General features: G+C 37.5%; 16 protein-coding genes. 7 read left to right on the top strand and 9 right to left on the bottom strand.

Translation table 11 applies throughout. The features are described 5' to 3' along the window. The coding region (locus ACTHJT_RS16690; protein ID WP_440240304.1) for a hypothetical protein at positions 1-1041 on the bottom strand (1041 nt) is incomplete at its 3' end. A gap of 1205 nt (positions 1042-2246) precedes the next feature. Between ACTHJT_RS16690 and ACTHJT_RS16685 the strand changes: the two genes are divergently transcribed. From ACTHJT_RS16685 to ACTHJT_RS16670, 4 genes are all read left to right on the top strand, one after another. Next, positions 2247-3140, top strand: a complete 894-nt coding sequence (locus ACTHJT_RS16685; protein WP_440240302.1) for a hypothetical protein — start codon at positions 2247-2249, stop codon at positions 3138-3140. Between the two features lie 562 nt (positions 3141-3702). After that, positions 3703-4143, top strand: a complete 441-nt coding sequence (locus ACTHJT_RS16680) for an Hsp20/alpha crystallin family protein (RefSeq protein ID WP_440240300.1) — start codon at positions 3703-3705, stop codon at positions 4141-4143. Positions 4144-4357: 214 nt separating this feature from the next. After that, the gene (locus tag ACTHJT_RS16675; protein WP_440240298.1) at positions 4358-4882 is read left to right on the top strand and encodes a GNAT family N-acetyltransferase; all 525 of its coding nucleotides are present in this window, start codon (positions 4358-4360) and stop codon (positions 4880-4882) included. A gap of 50 nt (positions 4883-4932) precedes the next feature. Further along, a complete protein-coding gene (locus ACTHJT_RS16670) occupies positions 4933-5802 on the top strand; it encodes a hypothetical protein (protein ID WP_440240296.1) in 870 nt (289 codons plus the stop codon). A 154-nt stretch (positions 5803-5956) separates the two neighbouring features. On the opposite strand, the gene ACTHJT_RS16665 is transcribed toward ACTHJT_RS16670, so the two are convergent. Further along, positions 5957-6547, bottom strand: a complete 591-nt coding sequence (locus ACTHJT_RS16665; protein WP_440240294.1) for a hypothetical protein — start codon at positions 6545-6547, stop codon at positions 5957-5959. A gap of 233 nt (positions 6548-6780) precedes the next feature. Here ACTHJT_RS16665 and ACTHJT_RS16660 point away from each other — a divergent pair, with 233 nt between their 5' ends. Further along, on the top strand, positions 6781-7569 hold the full coding sequence (locus tag ACTHJT_RS16660) for a hypothetical protein (RefSeq protein WP_440240292.1): 789 nt from the start codon (positions 6781-6783) through the stop codon (positions 7567-7569). Positions 7570-7649: 80 nt separating this feature from the next. On the opposite strand, the gene ACTHJT_RS16655 is transcribed toward ACTHJT_RS16660, so the two are convergent. From ACTHJT_RS16655 to ACTHJT_RS16640, 4 genes are all read right to left on the bottom strand, one after another. After that, positions 7650-8855, bottom strand: a complete 1206-nt coding sequence (locus ACTHJT_RS16655) for an ATP-binding cassette domain-containing protein (protein ID WP_440240290.1) — start codon at positions 8853-8855, stop codon at positions 7650-7652. 5 nt (positions 8856-8860) lie between these two features. Then, the gene (locus tag ACTHJT_RS16650) at positions 8861-9244 is read right to left on the bottom strand and encodes an ATP-binding cassette domain-containing protein (protein ID WP_440240288.1); all 384 of its coding nucleotides are present in this window, start codon (positions 9242-9244) and stop codon (positions 8861-8863) included. A 249-nt stretch (positions 9245-9493) separates the two neighbouring features. After that, the gene (locus ACTHJT_RS16645; RefSeq protein WP_440240286.1) at positions 9494-11107 is read right to left on the bottom strand and encodes a PKD domain-containing protein; all 1614 of its coding nucleotides are present in this window, start codon (positions 11105-11107) and stop codon (positions 9494-9496) included. Between the two features lie 136 nt (positions 11108-11243). Further along, the gene (locus ACTHJT_RS16640; RefSeq protein ID WP_440240284.1) at positions 11244-12767 is read right to left on the bottom strand and encodes a PAS domain-containing sensor histidine kinase; all 1524 of its coding nucleotides are present in this window, start codon (positions 12765-12767) and stop codon (positions 11244-11246) included. Between the two features lie 271 nt (positions 12768-13038). Between ACTHJT_RS16640 and ACTHJT_RS16635 the strand changes: the two genes are divergently transcribed. Beyond that, positions 13039-13260 carry a hypothetical protein gene (locus tag ACTHJT_RS16635; RefSeq protein WP_440240282.1) on the top strand — a complete coding sequence of 74 codons (222 nt, stop codon included), beginning with the start codon at positions 13039-13041 and terminating at the stop codon, positions 13258-13260. Between the two features lie 124 nt (positions 13261-13384). Here ACTHJT_RS16635 and ACTHJT_RS16630 read toward each other — a convergent pair whose 3' ends face one another. The 3 genes from ACTHJT_RS16630 to ACTHJT_RS16620 are packed head-to-tail and all read right to left on the bottom strand — an operon-like array spanning position 13385 to position 16886. Then, the gene (locus ACTHJT_RS16630; RefSeq protein ID WP_440240280.1) at positions 13385-14947 is read right to left on the bottom strand and encodes a sensor histidine kinase; all 1563 of its coding nucleotides are present in this window, start codon (positions 14945-14947) and stop codon (positions 13385-13387) included. Between the two features lie 36 nt (positions 14948-14983). After that, entirely contained in the window at positions 14984-15334 is a 351-nt protein-coding gene (locus ACTHJT_RS16625) for a hypothetical protein (RefSeq protein WP_440240278.1), read from the bottom strand. 37 nt (positions 15335-15371) lie between these two features. Continuing rightward, on the bottom strand, positions 15372-16886 hold the full coding sequence (locus ACTHJT_RS16620; RefSeq protein ID WP_440240276.1) for an ATP-binding protein: 1515 nt from the start codon (positions 16884-16886) through the stop codon (positions 15372-15374). Positions 16887-17130: 244 nt separating this feature from the next. On the opposite strand from ACTHJT_RS16620, the gene ACTHJT_RS16615 reads away from it, so the two are divergent. Beyond that, complete coding sequence (locus ACTHJT_RS16615; protein WP_440240274.1) at positions 17131-17463, top strand: ArsR/SmtB family transcription factor; 333 nt, start codon at positions 17131-17133, stop codon at positions 17461-17463. Positions 17464-17522: the final 59 nt, after the last annotated feature.

Here is a 17522-nt window from a genome sequence, read left to right as displayed (position 1 = left end):
GACAGCACACAACAATTTTAATTCATCATTTGCATAATAATAATCAACAATAAATAATTTTAGATTATCTGAAACAGGTTCGTAATATATAGTTGCGTTATCGCTTAATTCATATATAACAGAATTGAATGAGGATTGAGAAAGAACTCCTCTATTTGCTACAATTAAATTTTTCTTTAATCCGTTTCCGGCAATCGCTCTTGACATAACACTATTTTCTATTCCTTCATATTCTTTAACTATCTTTAAATTCAAGTCCAGCATAACGACCTTATGTTTACAAAACACATACATTGCATGATTATCATTTTCTATTGCCATTACGTGTGATTCATAATTAAAAGTAAAAGCAACTTCATTACCTTTATTATCCAACTTTGTCAGATTGTAAATTACTTTCATTTTCCCTTCAATTTTAGCAGCGTATTCCATAACCACAACAATACCATCCTTCAATATTGAGACATTTTTGACTCCTAAAACTGCAGGATCATTCTCTAAAACTACAACACCTTTGTCCCCAAATGTACCATCCATAATTCCGTTACATAAATATTTGTTTATAAAAACTTTCCGAAATCCCTCTTCTCCCAAAAAGTCTCCGTATACATACAATTCATCCTGATTGTTTTTTGTAAACGAGAAAATACCAACTTCCTTTTTTGTAGGTATTACAATAGTTATTTCTCCTCTTACACCAAAAGACACGTCTAATTGTGCATCTGGCAGATATTTCAATATTTTATAAGTATCCGCATCCACTTTTATTAAAAAGAAACTACCATGAGATTTTATATATGTGGGATACTGAAGTGTAGACAGAGATTCATTTTTATAATTAAGTATACTTTCTTGATCATTCTCCAAATTGCCAAGTATAATATTGTAAGAAGATGTTTCTATATTGAATTCACTTGTAGCAACAATAATAGTATCATTAAAAAAATGATACATGTGTGCATAATTCAAAGACTTAATACTTTGTGCTAGCGCAAGAATATTTGAAAAAATAAAAACAGAAGTAATTAAAAATGCTTTCATAGATTTTGTTTATTAAAACCTAAGATAATTATTTTTAAACTTTTTTTCCGATTGTTTGGTAGCTAGTTGATTTCTTCGCCCTTGTCGGAGTTCTCAAGGCAACCAAAAGGCTATTTCATGAATAACTGTCATTTCCTAGGTCTCCGATAAACCTTCGTTAGAGAGCCGTATATAAAAAGAGCTGTACAATCATTTAAATGAATATAATAGCATAACCTGTGCTTGACAAACACAGCTTGTCGGAGACATCAAAGAATATTTCATCTGGCATCAGTCTGTCCATCATTCGTCTCCACCTGGCGCCAGTCTTAGCGCAGCGGGGACTAGTGTCCACCATTTGGCAGTCTCTGACTGCATATTACAAAAATATAAGCCAGTCAGAGACTGGAAAATAATAAGCACTTCCGCCGCGGCGGACTCGCTATCACTCAGACTAGCGCCAGAGACGGCCCGCTCTCCGGAATTTGCATTCGCCGCGGCGAACCGAAGCCAGATAAAATGGATTTGTAATCCGTTTTCATACAAAGGAAAATCCGATATGGAGCAAAAAAATCCAGTTGCTGTAATATCTACCTCCACAGACTTCGGAACTGCCCCATCGTAGTTCCGAAGTCCGATGAAGTAGTTCGGAACTACGACGTAGTAGTAAAAAGGTCCGACGACGTAGTTCGGAAGTCCTGCAAAGTAGTAAAGACCTCCGACGAAGAACCTCAGAACTACTTCATCGGACTTCGGAGGTACGATCGAGTACCTTTTAGGTCCGGCGTTGTACCTCTTAAGTACGGCAGCGTAGTTCTGAACTACGAATAATTAGTTCCGACATTCAACACGCCGGAATTCCCACCTGGCGCCAGTGAGATCTTTCCCTGCATTTCTTCGCCGACACGGTCGAGAAATTGTAAGAGAAAATACAGGGCGAAGCATTGCTTCACTCCTTTATATAGAAAGAATATTAATTCATAGAGAAAAAATATAGACTTTCTTAGTTCTGATGGTTTTATGCATGTATATATAAATACATTAAACTATAAAAAGTTAACTTGTATATACAGTCCAATCTGGATACCTCAATCATACTGGCATTCATTTCTTCCTTCATATCCTGATTGGTACAGATCATTAACGCAGACATAATTTTAGTATACGCTGTTATGAAACAATATTTGATTTTTAAAAAATACATTATAGCAGTATCAACTATATTCATGTTTTCTGCCTCTACCATTGTTTCCGCTCAGGTAAGCCAACGGAATGAATTAAGACGCGAACATTCTTTTCCGATTCAATTCGGCCCGAAGATTACACTCTTATTTTTTGGATTAGGCATGGTATCTACAACAAACCATACCGCCAATATGAATATCAGCTTTCCATATGAAACAATGGATGTGAATGGCGTTAGAACATCTCATGTATTCACCGGAAACAGTGACCGGTTGCTTTCCGGACAATCACCCCAACTTTCATTTGGACTGGACATATCAAAACCTTTTTATGTGATAAACTTTACTACTGGCTTCAACACCACATACCAGGGAGCTTACTATTCTGTCGGTTACGGAAGGAATATATATCTGGGACATCAAAGCCAAAAATTGCGGGAACGGATAGCAAATTGTACCTGGATTTTAAGACCTTCTTTACATATAACTGCGTTTAGTTTTAGCGGCGGTAATCTCGGGAATATTGACAATACAAATACAACCATCTATCTTCTGGGAAAAGAAGCTGGCCCTACGTATTCAACGTCTTATGGAATAGTAAAGCATGTATATCACTCGGACAGACTTGCCATCAATTACAAACAAAATCAAATTGGTATTCAACCCAAAATTGTTTTCTGTACCAATCCATATAAAACAAAAATGAGTGTTCAGTTATTTGTTTCGTACTTTATCCCCTTATTTCAAAGTGGCGGTCTTCAACTGATACAACATTCCTACTCAGATTCTTCTCATTTTATTTCAAAGAGTACCGATACTAAAATAAAAAAACATGAAGAAATAACAGCTACGTATGACAATCAACCTTTCCATTCAATTCCTTTCCGCGCAAATAATATTTTTATAGGAATTGCTTTCGGGGTTACCATCTTCTAACATCAACAACAGGTGCCGGTCACAGCCCCTTGTCGGAGTTCCAAGACCTCTGAAAATACACAATGGCCGGATGATTCCTCTTGGGTCTCCGACAAGCCAGAGATCCTCTACTTAAATAAAATATCATTTTTATTTATCATATATATGAAGTATTGGTTCTTTTAGCCAACAGCTTGTCGGAGACCCGGAAAATGATATTTTCCATTAACACATAATTGCTTTCCGGGAACTCCGACAAGGGCAAGAGCAATATCTGCCTCCCCGGACTTCGGAAGTACTCCATCGTAGTCCGGAAGTCAGATGGAGTATTTCCGAACTGCAAATAATCAGTTCTGATATCCAACCCGTCGGAATTCCCGCCTGACTCCAGTCCCAGTCTGAGAGGTTACGATCACAAACTGAAAAAATGTCTTTAAAATTCGGCCATTTTTTCAGTTTTTATACATAAAATTAATTCATACGCTGAAATTTTTACAGTATTACCACTTCGTTAACCCCTTGGTATTTGATTTGTTTTACAACAGATATACGTTTAAAAACCATTAATAAAAAGGAGGTAATTATGACACTTGTAAAAAGAAATGGAAACTTTCCATTTATTTTCGACGAACTGTTAAGCCGCAATCCGTATAACTGGGGTCTTACAGACTATTCTAAAACAAATACAACTGTTCCGGCAGTGAACATAAAAGAAACACCTGAAAATTTCGCTGTTGAAGTTGCTGCTCCCGGAATGAATAAAAAAGATTTCAGTATTAAAGTAGACGGAAATGTTCTCACGATCCGTTCTGAAAAAACTACTGAAAAAGAAGATCAGCAAGGTACCCAATATACAACGAGAGAATTCAGCTATCAGTCTTTTGAACGTTCATTCACGCTTCCTAAAGATATCGTTGATATCGAAAAGATCGAAGCGAAATATGAAGACGGAGTATTGTATCTGCAGATTCCGAAAAAAGAAAAAGAGAAAGCCAAAGAACCGAGAATGATTGAAATTGCTTAACGAACATACCAACTAATTAAATAAAAAAACAGCCGCATCAATGTGGCTGTTTTTTTATTTAATCCAGCCTCCACTGGCGCCCGGAATCTGCCTTAGCCGCACCTGAACTGGACGATAACTTTACTTCTACTTAAGATGATTGCATATATTTTGTTATCATTACCGTTCGATAAATATTTTTTTTGCATATTCGGCTCATGAATACCAAACCCCTATGACAATCGAAACAGAAAACCTAACACTTATCCCTGCCAATATTGACCTGTTGCAAAAAGCCCTTGCAGGCGACAAACAGCTCGCTGCAGCATTGCACGTAAGCATTGATAATCACTGGACAGAATTCGGCTCATTTGCTCTTCAATATGTACTCGACAAACTAGTTGCTAATCCGGATGAAGATCTTTGGTGGACCTACTTCCCTGTTTATAAAAAAGAAAACAAGCTGATCGGCAGCGGTGGCTATAAAGGCAAACCCGAAGACGGAGCTGTTGAAATAGGCTATGAAATTGCACCTGCATACAGAAACAAAGGACTTGCGACCGAAATGGCAAAAGGATTAATTGAAAATGCATTCAAAAATAAAGACGTAAAAATTATTCTTGCACACACCTTGGGCCACGAAACTCCTTCCACGAAAGTACTTACCAAATGTGGCTTTGAAAAAGCGGAAGACATTAACGATCCCGATAATGGCTTGATCTGGAAATGGAGGTTAAAAACACCATTTAATCAGCAATAATCCGTCAGCTTTATTCCTGTCAATTCAATCGTGTACGAACTATCTGTCAAATGACCAATATTGAACAACTAAAAAAGAATTATGCGGCCATGTCTGATGAAAAACTCATGCACTTTGCTGCAACTGAAAAAAATGGTTTAACCAAAGAAGCCCGCGCTGTCCTGTTAAACGAATTTGAAAACAGAAATCTTGATACTGCTATTCTGGAACCATCAGCAGCCGAATTAAATTATGATAAGGAGCGCCATTGGTTTTTCGCGCTTGACGAAAAACGAAAAGGCAGCAGTAATGATACTATTTTCAGCAAACTTATTGCAAGAAATCTTACAGAAGAACAGGTTGCAGGCATTATAAAATGCCTTCCTGAAACCTTTTATTCAGACGAACCATTCGAAGACTTTATAAAAAGCAAATGTGAAACATCGGTATTTGCTGTAAACCTGGCGCGCCTGGTATACATCGGCCTGTGTATTTTTGGTATTGCTTATGGTGTTTCCCGTTCTTCATGGCCTACCATTGCGGCAAGTTCGGTCTTATTGGTGCCTGGCATTTACTTCTTTATAAGAAGTCATTCTTTCGCCGGTAACTTCTGGTTAAAAACAATAAAATCAACGCCCGAAAATATTGTCTGGATAAAACCTATTACGGTCAAACACACGATCTGGTATATTGTCACACTTTATAAAACCTATCACTTTCAGCTATACACCAGGGACAACAGATGTATAGCTATTGATTGCAACGGAGATGATGAACAGAAAATATTTTTTGAAGGAATTAAAAAATACATTCCGCATGCACATATCGGCTACAACCTGAATATCGAGGAAATGTATGAGCGAAATCCCGAAGGTTTTATTAATGCCTTGCAAAACAAACAGGTATATGAGCCATTAGGCCTGATTGGTTTTAACAGATAGCCTTGTGGCCCAATTGGCGCCAGCCACAGTGTTTCTGTCTTATCCGCTGCCTGTAACAAAAAATATCCATTCGGTAGAATTAATACATACATTTAAAATAAAAAAAACGTCCCGGGATGTCGGGACGTTTTTTTATTTTAAAGTGTTACAGATCTTACTTTTTAATCAGGTCTGCTAATTCTATCGCTGCTTTTTCATATGCCCCTTTCATCCTCTGCTCCAGATCATACGTTGCAATCACCGATTTAAGATGCTGGCCAGAAAGCTTGGCAAGTACTTTCTCCGGATTTTTAGAATCAACAAATGTATATATTACACTGATTTCAGCTCTTTTCTGAATCATGCTGGTTGTATAAAATCCCGGCTCAATAAAAGTAACCGTTATAATAAGAGTCACATTCGTGTTTGTATTTGAACTGCTGAAATTTAACGGAGCCGTTTTTTTAGTAAGCTTCGCTTCAAACGCTGGTTCGTAAGTTTTCTTACGGTCCCCTTTCCATGCAGCCAGCCAAGTAGCCCCACTGCCAGGTTTATTTTTTTCCGCTTCGTCAACTTTCATTTTAATATAATCTTCTTCTTTGGCATACTCACCTACACTTACATTGCTGTAGTCGTATTCAACGCGGATTTTACTTTCGTTTTTTAAAAAACTTAAATCACCGGATTCTAAAACGATCTCTTGCGAAAAGGCTTGCACGCCAGCAAGCAATAAAAAACCGGCAACAATACACTTGATTCTCTTCATAACAGTAGAGGTTTAATAGTTTATATATTCATTAAAATTATCACATACCCGAAAAGTCAGTATCTGATTCAAACAAAAATATTCGGCAATTCTGTAGCTCATCTGTATTATAAGTTATGACGTTTCTCAATCTGTCTATTATCCAATAAATTCCACTGATTTACAAGTACCCATTTCTGATATAACCAAGTTTTACTTATTTTTATTCCAACATTTCACTTATCCCGTCTAAAATGATGTTGTATTGGTTTTTCAATCTTCCTCCGGTTCTTTCATTTCTTCTTATTACAGGGTTCTTTCCTTCCTTTGGTCTTCTGGGTTTATATATTTCCAGAAAAACCTTTCATACCAAATATGCTTATGGACAGGACCGCAATGACCAGGTTTCCTTCTTCATGTCTGCCCTGGGAATATTTTATGGTATTACGCTTGGTCTGGTTGCAGTAGGCACGTGGGAAAATTTTGAATCTATAGAAGAAAAAGTATCTCTTGAAGCAGCAACCGTAGGGGCATTATACAGAGATGTGGATGCGCTGCCTGAACCTACGCGCACACAACTTCAGACTGCCTTGAAAGATTATACCAATGAAGTCATTCAAAAGGACTGGCCTTTGCAGCAAAAAGGTGAAACGCCAAAAGGTACATTCAATCATTTATCTCCCATGCAGAAAAACTTATATAGTTTTAAACCTGCCAACGCAACGGAAGAAATATTGATGGCAGAAATTGTAGGAAAATTTAATGAGCTGGTTATGCTCAGGAGAATGCGCATGATGAGCATTGGCAACTCACTTCCTCCAACTATATGGCTGGTATGCGTAACAGGAGCATTGATGTGTATTTCATTTTTCTGGTTCCTGATCATGGAAAGCTTCAAGGTACAAATGCTCTTAACAGGTATGTGTGCATTCTTCATCGGCACTATGATCTTTTTAATTGTAATGATGGACAATCCCTACACCGGAGAAATTGCCATATCACCTAAAAGTTTTGAATTGGTTCAACATGAGCTGATGGAATAATTATTAAAAAATAAAAAGGCTGCTGCATCTTACGATACAGCAGCCTTTTTATTTAAAATTTAATCCGAGCGTATTCCATCTTATAAATTTTTCAGTTCTATTACCTCTTCCACGCCAATCTGCTGCAGAAAATATGCGTCATGAGAAATCACCAGCAGTGTACCTTTGTACGCGTTAAGAGCTGCAGTTAATATCGCAATATTCTGAAGATCCAGGTTATTGGTTGGTTCGTCCAGGATAATCATATCCGGCGCATTGGCAGTTATAGTCAGGCAACAGAGCAATAACCGCATACGTTCGCCTCCACTCAATACAGTGCAGCTTTTATCCCATGAGTCTTTGTGAAATAAAAACCGGCTCAACCGGATCTTGAGTTCATGTTCCTGCAAACCGGAAGTATTGAAAAGTACGGCTTGCTCATAAACACTTCGTGGTTGATTCATGGCAGAATATTCCTGGTCGATGTACAAGATGCGGTCTGAACTTTTGTGAACAGTTCCTGCATGAGGAAGCAATTGACCGAGAAGAATTTTTACTAATGTTGTTTTACCGGATCCGTTGTTCCCTTTTAAAGCCGTACGTGTGCCGCTTAGTATCTCCAATGTCAGGGGTTCTTTCCAAAGTGCTTTTCCGGCATACATCATATTAACGGTGCTGGCACTGATCAACACCTTACCTGTATGCAAACGGGATTGATCAAAGCTGAATTTGATTTTATCTGCATCCGGTAATTCGTTCCTTAACTGTGTTAACTCCTGAGCAACAGACTGAATTTTTTCCGTATGAACATCTTTCGTACGGGCCGTACTTTTTTCTGCATTGTTTTTGAACGTCTTCATCGAAATAGTCGGCAGACCAGCCTTCTCCTGCTTTTTCTTTCCGCGGGCATCCAGCTTTTGCTGACGTTCCATCGTTTCGCGTTCTATTTCTTTTGCTTTCCGCAAGGTCCGTTCCTTGTTTTTGATATCCTGCTGCAATGCATTGTTTTCTATACTTTTCTGTTCTGCATAAAAATCATAATTACCTCCATAGAACGTTATTCCGGCAGCAGACAATTCTAATGTTGTATGAAGCAAATTCAACAGCATTCTGTCATGGCTCACAACAATGAGTGTAGAAGCCGTTGTTTGTATCCATTCATACAACACTTCTCTGCTCTGCTGATCCAGATGGTTGCTGGGTTCATCCATCAGAATAAATTCAGGCTTATGAACAGCAATACCTGCCAGAAAAACTTTTGTTTTCTGTCCGCCGCTTAACGTAGCCATTTCCTGCATAAGGTTCATATCTTTCAATCCCCAATATGACAAGGCTTCTTCGCATCGCTCTTCGATCGACCAGTCGTCTGCAAGTATCTCCAGGTACTCCTCTGTTGCTTCTCCTGCAAGTATTTTTTTAGCGCTTCAATTTTTCCGGACACCTGCAATACTTCTGCAACCGTGCAGGTATCATATTGTCCGGCCAATTGCGGAATATAATAGGGTCTTGAATCAACGGACACACTACCGCTTGCAGGCTTTAAATCGCCGGCAATAATTTTCAGCAAGGTAGATTTTCCTGATCCGTTATTACCGACAAGTGCTATCTTTTCTTTTTTGTTGAGTGCCAGATGCAGATTATCAAATAATACATCTTTATTGGCATGGGTGTATGTAATCCCCTGAATAGTCAGCATGATTTCTTTCTTTAAAAACTAAATAATTTGAATGTACTGCGAACGAGCACGAAGATTATTTGAAAAGAAATCAGGTATTACATATTGGGTGGCGAGGGTGTTTAGGCAACATTCAGCATTTATATAAAAGCTGAACCATAATCCAAAGATACGAATATGAATGCCAATCTACAAATACCGGTTTTTCTCAATTCGTATAAATAAAAAAGTCCCGCCATAAAAGCGGGACTAAAAAAATAAGTCAAAAATTTACTGAACTACAATTGTGGACCTGTTAACGCGTCCATCGGTCAATACAATAGATGCGTAATACATTCCTTTCGGAAGATCCGAAACACTTACCTGGTATTTATTTGAATGGATGTCAGTAATATTTTTCATTTCTAATCCATTCACATTATAAATCACGATTGAAGCAAATACCCCATCTTTAGATTTAAAGTTTACATGCTGCACCGCAGGATTCGGATGAACTGACACTTCAGCTGCTTCGATCTGAATATCCTTGCAGGTTGTACAGCTATCGATCACCTGCATGGAATAATTTCTGTTGAACGTAGTATGGCAAATACGTTTGATTCCGGGTGTATCAAATGTATGGTTCACTAGTAACGAATCATTTGAAAAACTTCCATCTCCAAAATTCCAGTGGTGAATGCTATTGTACGACAGTGAGTCCGGGATGAAAGAAACTGTATTGCCGCTTACAGAATAATTAAATTCGGAAGAACATACTTTTGTAGTATCCATTGAACCGGCAATTGTCTTGCAAACAAAACAGCTATCGTTTGCTCCGCTTCTATATTGATAATGACAAACATCAACATCCGCATCAGCCGGTACATAGGCTACAACATTGCTGCCATGATATATAAACTGGCCATTACCGTTTATTCTCAACGACCAATATGAATATGCCGCTGTATCCACGGCATATAATTCAACAGCAGAACCATTCACGATATAAGAAAACTCAGCATTGCATATTGCAGGTATTGTATCTACAGGAATTCTGTTGTAAAAAATTTTACAGTCTTCACAATATTGAGTAGAATCATAATCATCTGCATACGTACGATGACATATAACAAGTGAATCATTTGAAGTCACCGGGAAAACTGCATTGTTACCATACTGTTTGCTGGTGTCATCTGAAACCCACCAGTAAGAGGCATGCAGCGTATCTGAAGCATGTACAGATACAAGAGAGTCTGTCTGCTGGTAAAAAAAATCAGCATTACAAACTACAGGCCTGGAGGTATCCTGTACAACAAATGTTTTACACACATAGCAAGAATCTGCAAAAGCCGAATCATTTCTGAACTGATACAGGCAGGTAGTGTAAGTACCTTCTCTGTTATAACTATGCACAGGATTTTGTTCGTTTGATGTTTGTCCGTCGCCGAATGTCCATAAGAATGTCCTTGCTGCGGCCCACGCCGATGCAGAATCAATGTCAAAAGCAGCGGTCTGGATGAAAGAAACATTTTTATTCGATTGAAAATAAATAAAATTGGAACAGTTACCATCAACACGAATCATGCGTGTTTCTGAGCAGCTTTGCTGGATTCCATTAATCATTTTTTTAAATACAGTGAGCGTTACGGCGTATTCACCTGTATAATTATATGAATGTACAGGATTTGTATCCGTTGAATACAGGCCGTCACCAAAGCCCCATTGCACAAATTGAATGTCTGACCCAACAGAATCATTCATTTCAAATTGAAATGTATACAGGCCGGCATATTGGCCTAATCGGGTGCTGGAAAAACCAGCGTTACAGCAATCTGCCTGAGCAGTACCTATGAGAAAAAATATTCCCATGATGAGTGTTAAAAGTGTTTGATAGAAAAGTTTCATACAAAATAATTTTGGTTGTATGAGCAAGACAGGCGTTTTTACAATACGGTTGCCTGGTTATAAAAATATTTCCGGTGAAGCTGATCTATTAAAATAAAAGGTCTTTTCAGGGGCTTAGGCTTAATTGTGAATCTTTTTATAATTTTTCTTCGGGAAGCAATACTTTAAATGTGGTACCCTGCCCTACCACGCTTTCAACTTCAATGCGTCCTTCCAGGAAGTCGATTTGCTTTTTAATTAAGTGTAGTCCGAGCCCTTTACCTTCAACATGAGTATGAAAACGTTTATAGAAGCCGAATAATTTATCGCTGAATTTTTCCAGATCAACGCCGATTCCCTGATCGGAAAATTCAATACAGACCATGCCCGACGGATGCTTATAGCTCGACACCGTGATATAAGGGGGAGTATTTATCTTCTTGTATTTTAAAGAATTCGATAAGAGATTATATAAAATATTATGGACATAACTTTTAATGGAATGTATGACCGGATAGCCCGAAAAATCATAAATGATCACAGCTGCTGAAAGCTCAATCTCCTTTTTTAACAGAAAACGTACAATGTCGAACTCAGCATCTAACTGCACATCTGTCATTACAGTTTTTTTATCATTAACCGTCAATACATGATTCAGGTCTTTAATTACCGTATCTAAATGATTCGCAGACTTGGTAATATGTGCAACGATCGCATCGGCTTCATCCGGATCGTTTTTAACCTGGTTAAAAATAGAGATCAGTCCTAACAAGGTTACGATGGGCGCGCGCAGGTTATGTGAAATAATATAAGAATATTGGTTCAGCTGTTCGTTCTGTTGTATCAGTTCTTTGTTGGCCTTTTCAAGCCTGCTTTCATATTCCATGCGTTCGGTGTTGTTTTTACCGATCAGGGAAACCCCTATCAATTCTTTATTCTGATATACCGGCTGCAGCATAATCTCCAGGAAATATGGCTTGCCTTCATACACATACTCCCGGTTATAGGTAATAATTTCACCCTGTAATACTTTTTGAAAATTTTTATTGAACACGACTCCGAATTCTTCTTTCAAAAACTGATCAACACGTTCGCCAACTACGATATGTTTTCCAAATAAAAAAAAACTCTTTTCATATGCGGCCTTATTATACCAGATAAAGCGGCTTTCTTTATCAAACAGGGAAATGATCTGTGAAGACCCTTCAAAAAGTGCGGTAAGTTTTTGTTCGCTTTCAACAGCCTGCATGTGCGCTACTTTCTGTACAGTAATTTCCCTGCAAACAAAATACGCGAAATCGGTCTCACCCCGCTCGTTTTTGATAGCAGATACATGATTGATGTAATACCGGTACGAATTCGTTATATAGCCCTCGGATTCATATACAAGGCTTTCTCCCGTTGAAAAAATTTTCTCCAGGGCATCTTTTAATTTAGCATGCACAGATCTGGGTGTGACAGCAAATACATCCAGTCCTTTTAGTGCATTCATTTGCTCAACCGGACAGTTGGGCAGATGAATTAAAACAATTCTATGCTGCGCATCTACCTGCATGATGGTATCCGGCAAAGATTCTAAAAGAAGTTTATAGATGCCTAAGTTTGCCGGCTCTTTCAGCAACGCTACCTCTTCTTTTAATCTTGCAATTTCCTTATGTAAATCCTCTATGCTTGCATCCATGCTGAACAGATCTTGGTATCAAATATAAACATTTAGATGTGCCTTGATTATAATTTGCGCCAAAATCCCCTAATGCTGTATTTTTTTAGCATATAAATTGAAAAATATTATAATACTTTTTCAATAAGAGAAACCTGCCTGCTGACACGGAAAGCGACTTTAGAATATTGCTCCGTTATGGCGATCATACAATTATTTGCTCAAATCCTGTAAATATTCATCTTATTGAATTCTATAACTTTATGAGATGATAACCGTAAATAATACCAATATGAAAAAGCCACACTACAAAGTTTTTGTCCAGGAAGACGACAAGAAACTTCAGAAACAGATTACTGAAGATTTAAAAGGAAATAACTACATGATTAGTTTTTTCTCTAAATCAGATTCAGCATTTGATTTGTTAAATCTGAATCCGGATATTCTGATTCAGGATTACAAGAAAAATAAAATTGTACGCTGCTTTGAGTGGTCTTTACCATACAACAATTAATCTGCAACGAACTTTGCATATTAATTAATTCAACATTATTATATTTCAACCTGCTATATACATAATAAAAAAGTCACGCTTTCGGCGTGACTTTTTTATTATGTATATAGCATCTCAATTATTTTTATGGTTTACTTATCGGTAAAAATATTTTAAACGTTGTGCCCTGATCAACTGCACTCTGTACTTCTATTTTTCCCTTTAGCAATTCAATTTGCTTTTTGACAAGATGCAAACCAATTCCTTTACCTTCCACATGATGATGAAAGCGTTTATAAAAGCCGAATAGCTTATCCTGGTAGCGCCCCAGGTCCAACCCGATTCCATTATCCTTACATTCAATACAAACGGTATCGTCATTGATTTGATAGCTCGATAAATAAATAAGCGGCGCATAGCTGTGCCGCTTATATTTGATCGCATTCGAAATAAGATTATATAAAATATTATGGATATAAGATTTAACAGAACAGATAACCGGAACCGATTTGAAATTATACACAAATTCGGCACCAGAACTTTGAATCTGAATAGAGAGCAAGTCTGAAATTGAATCGCACTCTTCTTTCAGATCAATAAGTGAGTAATTACTGACACTGTTATCCTGGTTGGTCACAACAAAATTCAAGTCTACAATTACTGCATCTAATTTCTGTAGTGTTTTCTTTATATGATATACAAACTGCTCTGCTTGCTTAGGATCTCCGGTTTGATTTTGAGCATTATTATTTTCAAAAAGATCCACTAGCCCCATCAATGTGGCGATCGGCCCTCTCAGGTTGTGCGATATGATGTAAGAGAATTCGTTCAACTGCTCATTCTGGTGTGTCAGTTCGCTATTTGCTCTTTGCAGGAACGCTTCATTCTCTTTATGCCTGGTTATATCAACACCAATAAGTGATACATTTGTAATTACTCCGTCTTCATACACAGGATTCAATGAAAGTTCCAGATAAAATGGTTTCGAATTGACCGTATAATTCCGGATATAGTTTACAGATTTTCCAGCCAATACCTGATTGAAATGTTCGAGGAAACTCATTCTGTATTCCTCAGGCAGAAATAACTCTGCTTCACAATCAAACTCAACTTGCCTGCCAAAAATAATAGGGCTCCATTCCTGCGATTTTTTATTGAACCAGACTATCTTCCGGTCCAGGTTTATTACTGTGATAAACTGTTCTGAATTTTCAAAAATAGTTTTGAGTGTATGCTGATTCCTAATGAGCATATGCTCAATATTCTTCTGAGCAGTAATATTTTTGCTGTAAAACAATATTTCTTTTATTTCTCCTGAAATTTTCCGGATTGGGGAAATAAAATTTTCATAGTATCTATACTCACCATCAAGTTCACCTTCCGAATGGAACACAACCGGTTTCCCTGTCTGAATGCTTGCCTGAATAGCCGTTTTGACAGATTCGTGAAACCCTGCCGGCATCAGATCCAGGATATTTTTATTTGTAATGAATTCTATATAATCTGCCGAACGGTGCGGCATGTGTACAAAACTGATGATGTAGTCTAAATCAACTTTGAAGATCACATCCGGGTGTGCATCAAAAAATATTTTATAAATATTTCCATCTTCAACCCGTGCAGACAACCGTTCATTTTCATGTGTCAGTCTTTCTATCTCTTGAAGAAGTCTCTGTCTTTCTTCGGCGGTAAACATTCCTTCATTCATAGAAATTTCGCTTTCACAATAAACCGGCTTTACCGCTTATTCAGATATAATGATCGTTACTTTATTGACACGGTTGGCCGTAAGTGCATCTAACTTTTCTCCTGCTCCAAAATTATTCTTATCGCCCTTTTCTGCACCTACATAATAATTAAGTTGAGTCAGGTTCTGGAAATAAACATTTCCTTTCGCATCTGTACTTCCTGAAAATTCAGGATTTACACTTTTTTCATAATCCTCCTTGTTCTTGTAAAGCGAAACTTTCACACCGCTTTCAAGCCCGCCTAAGTCGTTGCGAACAGTAATTTTAACACTGGTAGGAATCATCTGCGCAATCACGGTACCAAATACTGCAGTTAACAGCGCAGCAATCAATATTATCTTTTTCATAGTTTTTAATAATTATCTATTATTAAGTTACCAATTTTTATTTAGGTAAAAATATTTTAAACGTAGAACCTTCTCCGATGGCACTTTTTACCTCTATCCGTCCCTCAAGCATTTCTACTTGCTTTTTGACCAGATGAAGCCCCAGGCCTTTCCCTTCCACATGTGAATGGAACCGCTTGTAAAAGCCAAATAGTTTATCTCCAAACTTTTCCATATCAATTCCAATGCCATTATCCTTACATTCAATGCAAATTGTATCGTTGTCTATATACGATGAAAGATGAATCACGGGTTTTAAATGTAAGCTTTTATATTTAATCGCATTTGAAATCAAATTATACAGGATGCTATGAATATAGCTTTTGATGGAATAAATGCTTTCGCACTTGAAATCATATACAAACGTAGTATTTGATTTCTCAACCTGCGAAGCCAGTAAAAAAGCTATTCCTGCACATTCTTCTTTTAAATTAATTTCTGTGCGATTATTTTCTTCGTTATTACTGTTTGAAAGTACTGTATTCAAATCAACAATAATGGTGTCCAGGTTGACAGATGATTTTTTTATCAATTCAATTATTTCCTGCATCTGAACCGGATCATCCTTGCATTGCTCAAAAATTGTTACGAGCCCCATCAATGTTGCAATCGGTCCTCTTAAATTGTGAGAAATAATATAAGAATATTGATTGAGCCGTTCATTTTGCTTGACAAGCTCTACATTTATACTTTTGAGATAGTCTTCATACTTCTTATGCTTTGTTACATTCATACCCGTTAATGATACGCCTACTACCAGATCATCTTCGCGGATGGGACTCAATGTATATTCTATAAAAATGATTTCCGGCTTTAGATTTACCTCTCTCAAATAAGTCACCTCCTGGCCTGCAACTGCTTTATTAAAATTCGAAATAAATAATGCCCGTTGGCTTTCTTCAATGTACGTCTCGGCGGCAGTTCCCAAAACCAGCGGCCTACCCAATACACTCGGACTTCTCAGCAACGCATTCTTATTGAACCAGGTAAACTTTCGATCCAGATCCAGGATCGTTAAAATCTGAATGGAATTTTCATAAACGGTTTTTAGTTTCCGCTCACTATCCAGCAACACCTTTTCTGCAAGCTTCTGCGCGGTAATTTCACGGCTTCTGAAATAAACAGAAACAATCTCGCCCGTTTCATTTTTTATGGGTGATAAATAATTATCATAATAGCGGTAAGCTCCAAGTGTTTCTCCTTCGGAATAATACTTAACTGCCTGCCCTTCCTTAAACACCAATTGCAGGGCATTCGCCATTTTCTCATGTGCATAGAGAGGAGTTACTTCAAATATATCTCTGCCTACAACAGCATTTAACCGGTCAAAAGAAACATCGGGAATATGTATGATTAAAATCCTGTATGAAGTATCCAGCTGGATAATGATATCCGGCGATGATTCAAACATCTCTTTATAAGGATTTGCCTGTAGCTGTGCCTTTAACAAATCGACCTCTGCCTTTAATCGGGCATTCTCCGATTTGTAGTGTTCTAACTCTGTATCCATCATGAAAAAATTTACAAATTCTATCGTTTAGCCTTTCAAAATTTATGCCTGGGAATGAAAAAGTACTAATTAATTAACAAATAAGCTATTAGCGTAGTTCTTTTCTGATTTATCCATGGCTTATATGCATACCAGAGCATAAATAACACTTAGTCCTGCACATAAATTCAGAATGGTGAATGGACCTCTAACTTTCTGTTTTGAAAACTACTAATTATATCGTAATATTACGATATATAAGACTACCATGGGGACTTCAAAATCAGAACAATTTACAATTCGAGAAAACAAAATCGCTGGTTACGCAAGAGCTCTGGCTCACCCAGCCCGCATCGCTATTCTGGATCTGCTGATCAAAAAACAATCTTGCATTTGCGGGGATATAGTAGACGAGTTGCCTTTATCTCAGAGTACCGTTTCCCAACATTTGAAAGAATTAAAAGAAGCAGGTCTTATTAAAGGAGAAATCGAAGGGGTAAAAGTCTGCTATTGTATAGATGAAAAGGAATGGGAACAAGCGAAGAAATACCTAACCAAGTTATTTGCCGATTATACAACGAATAAAGGAAGTTGCTGTTAAAAAAATTTGCATCAATGCATCGCAATATTACGATCAATAAAACACATAAATATGAAACT

It is taken from the genome of Cytophaga sp. (genome assembly GCF_051961495.1).
GTDB lineage: Bacteria > Bacteroidota > Bacteroidia > Cytophagales > Cytophagaceae > Cytophaga.
The sequence above is the reverse complement of the archived record's forward strand: the minus strand, read 5'-3'. Positions and strand labels throughout refer to the sequence as shown.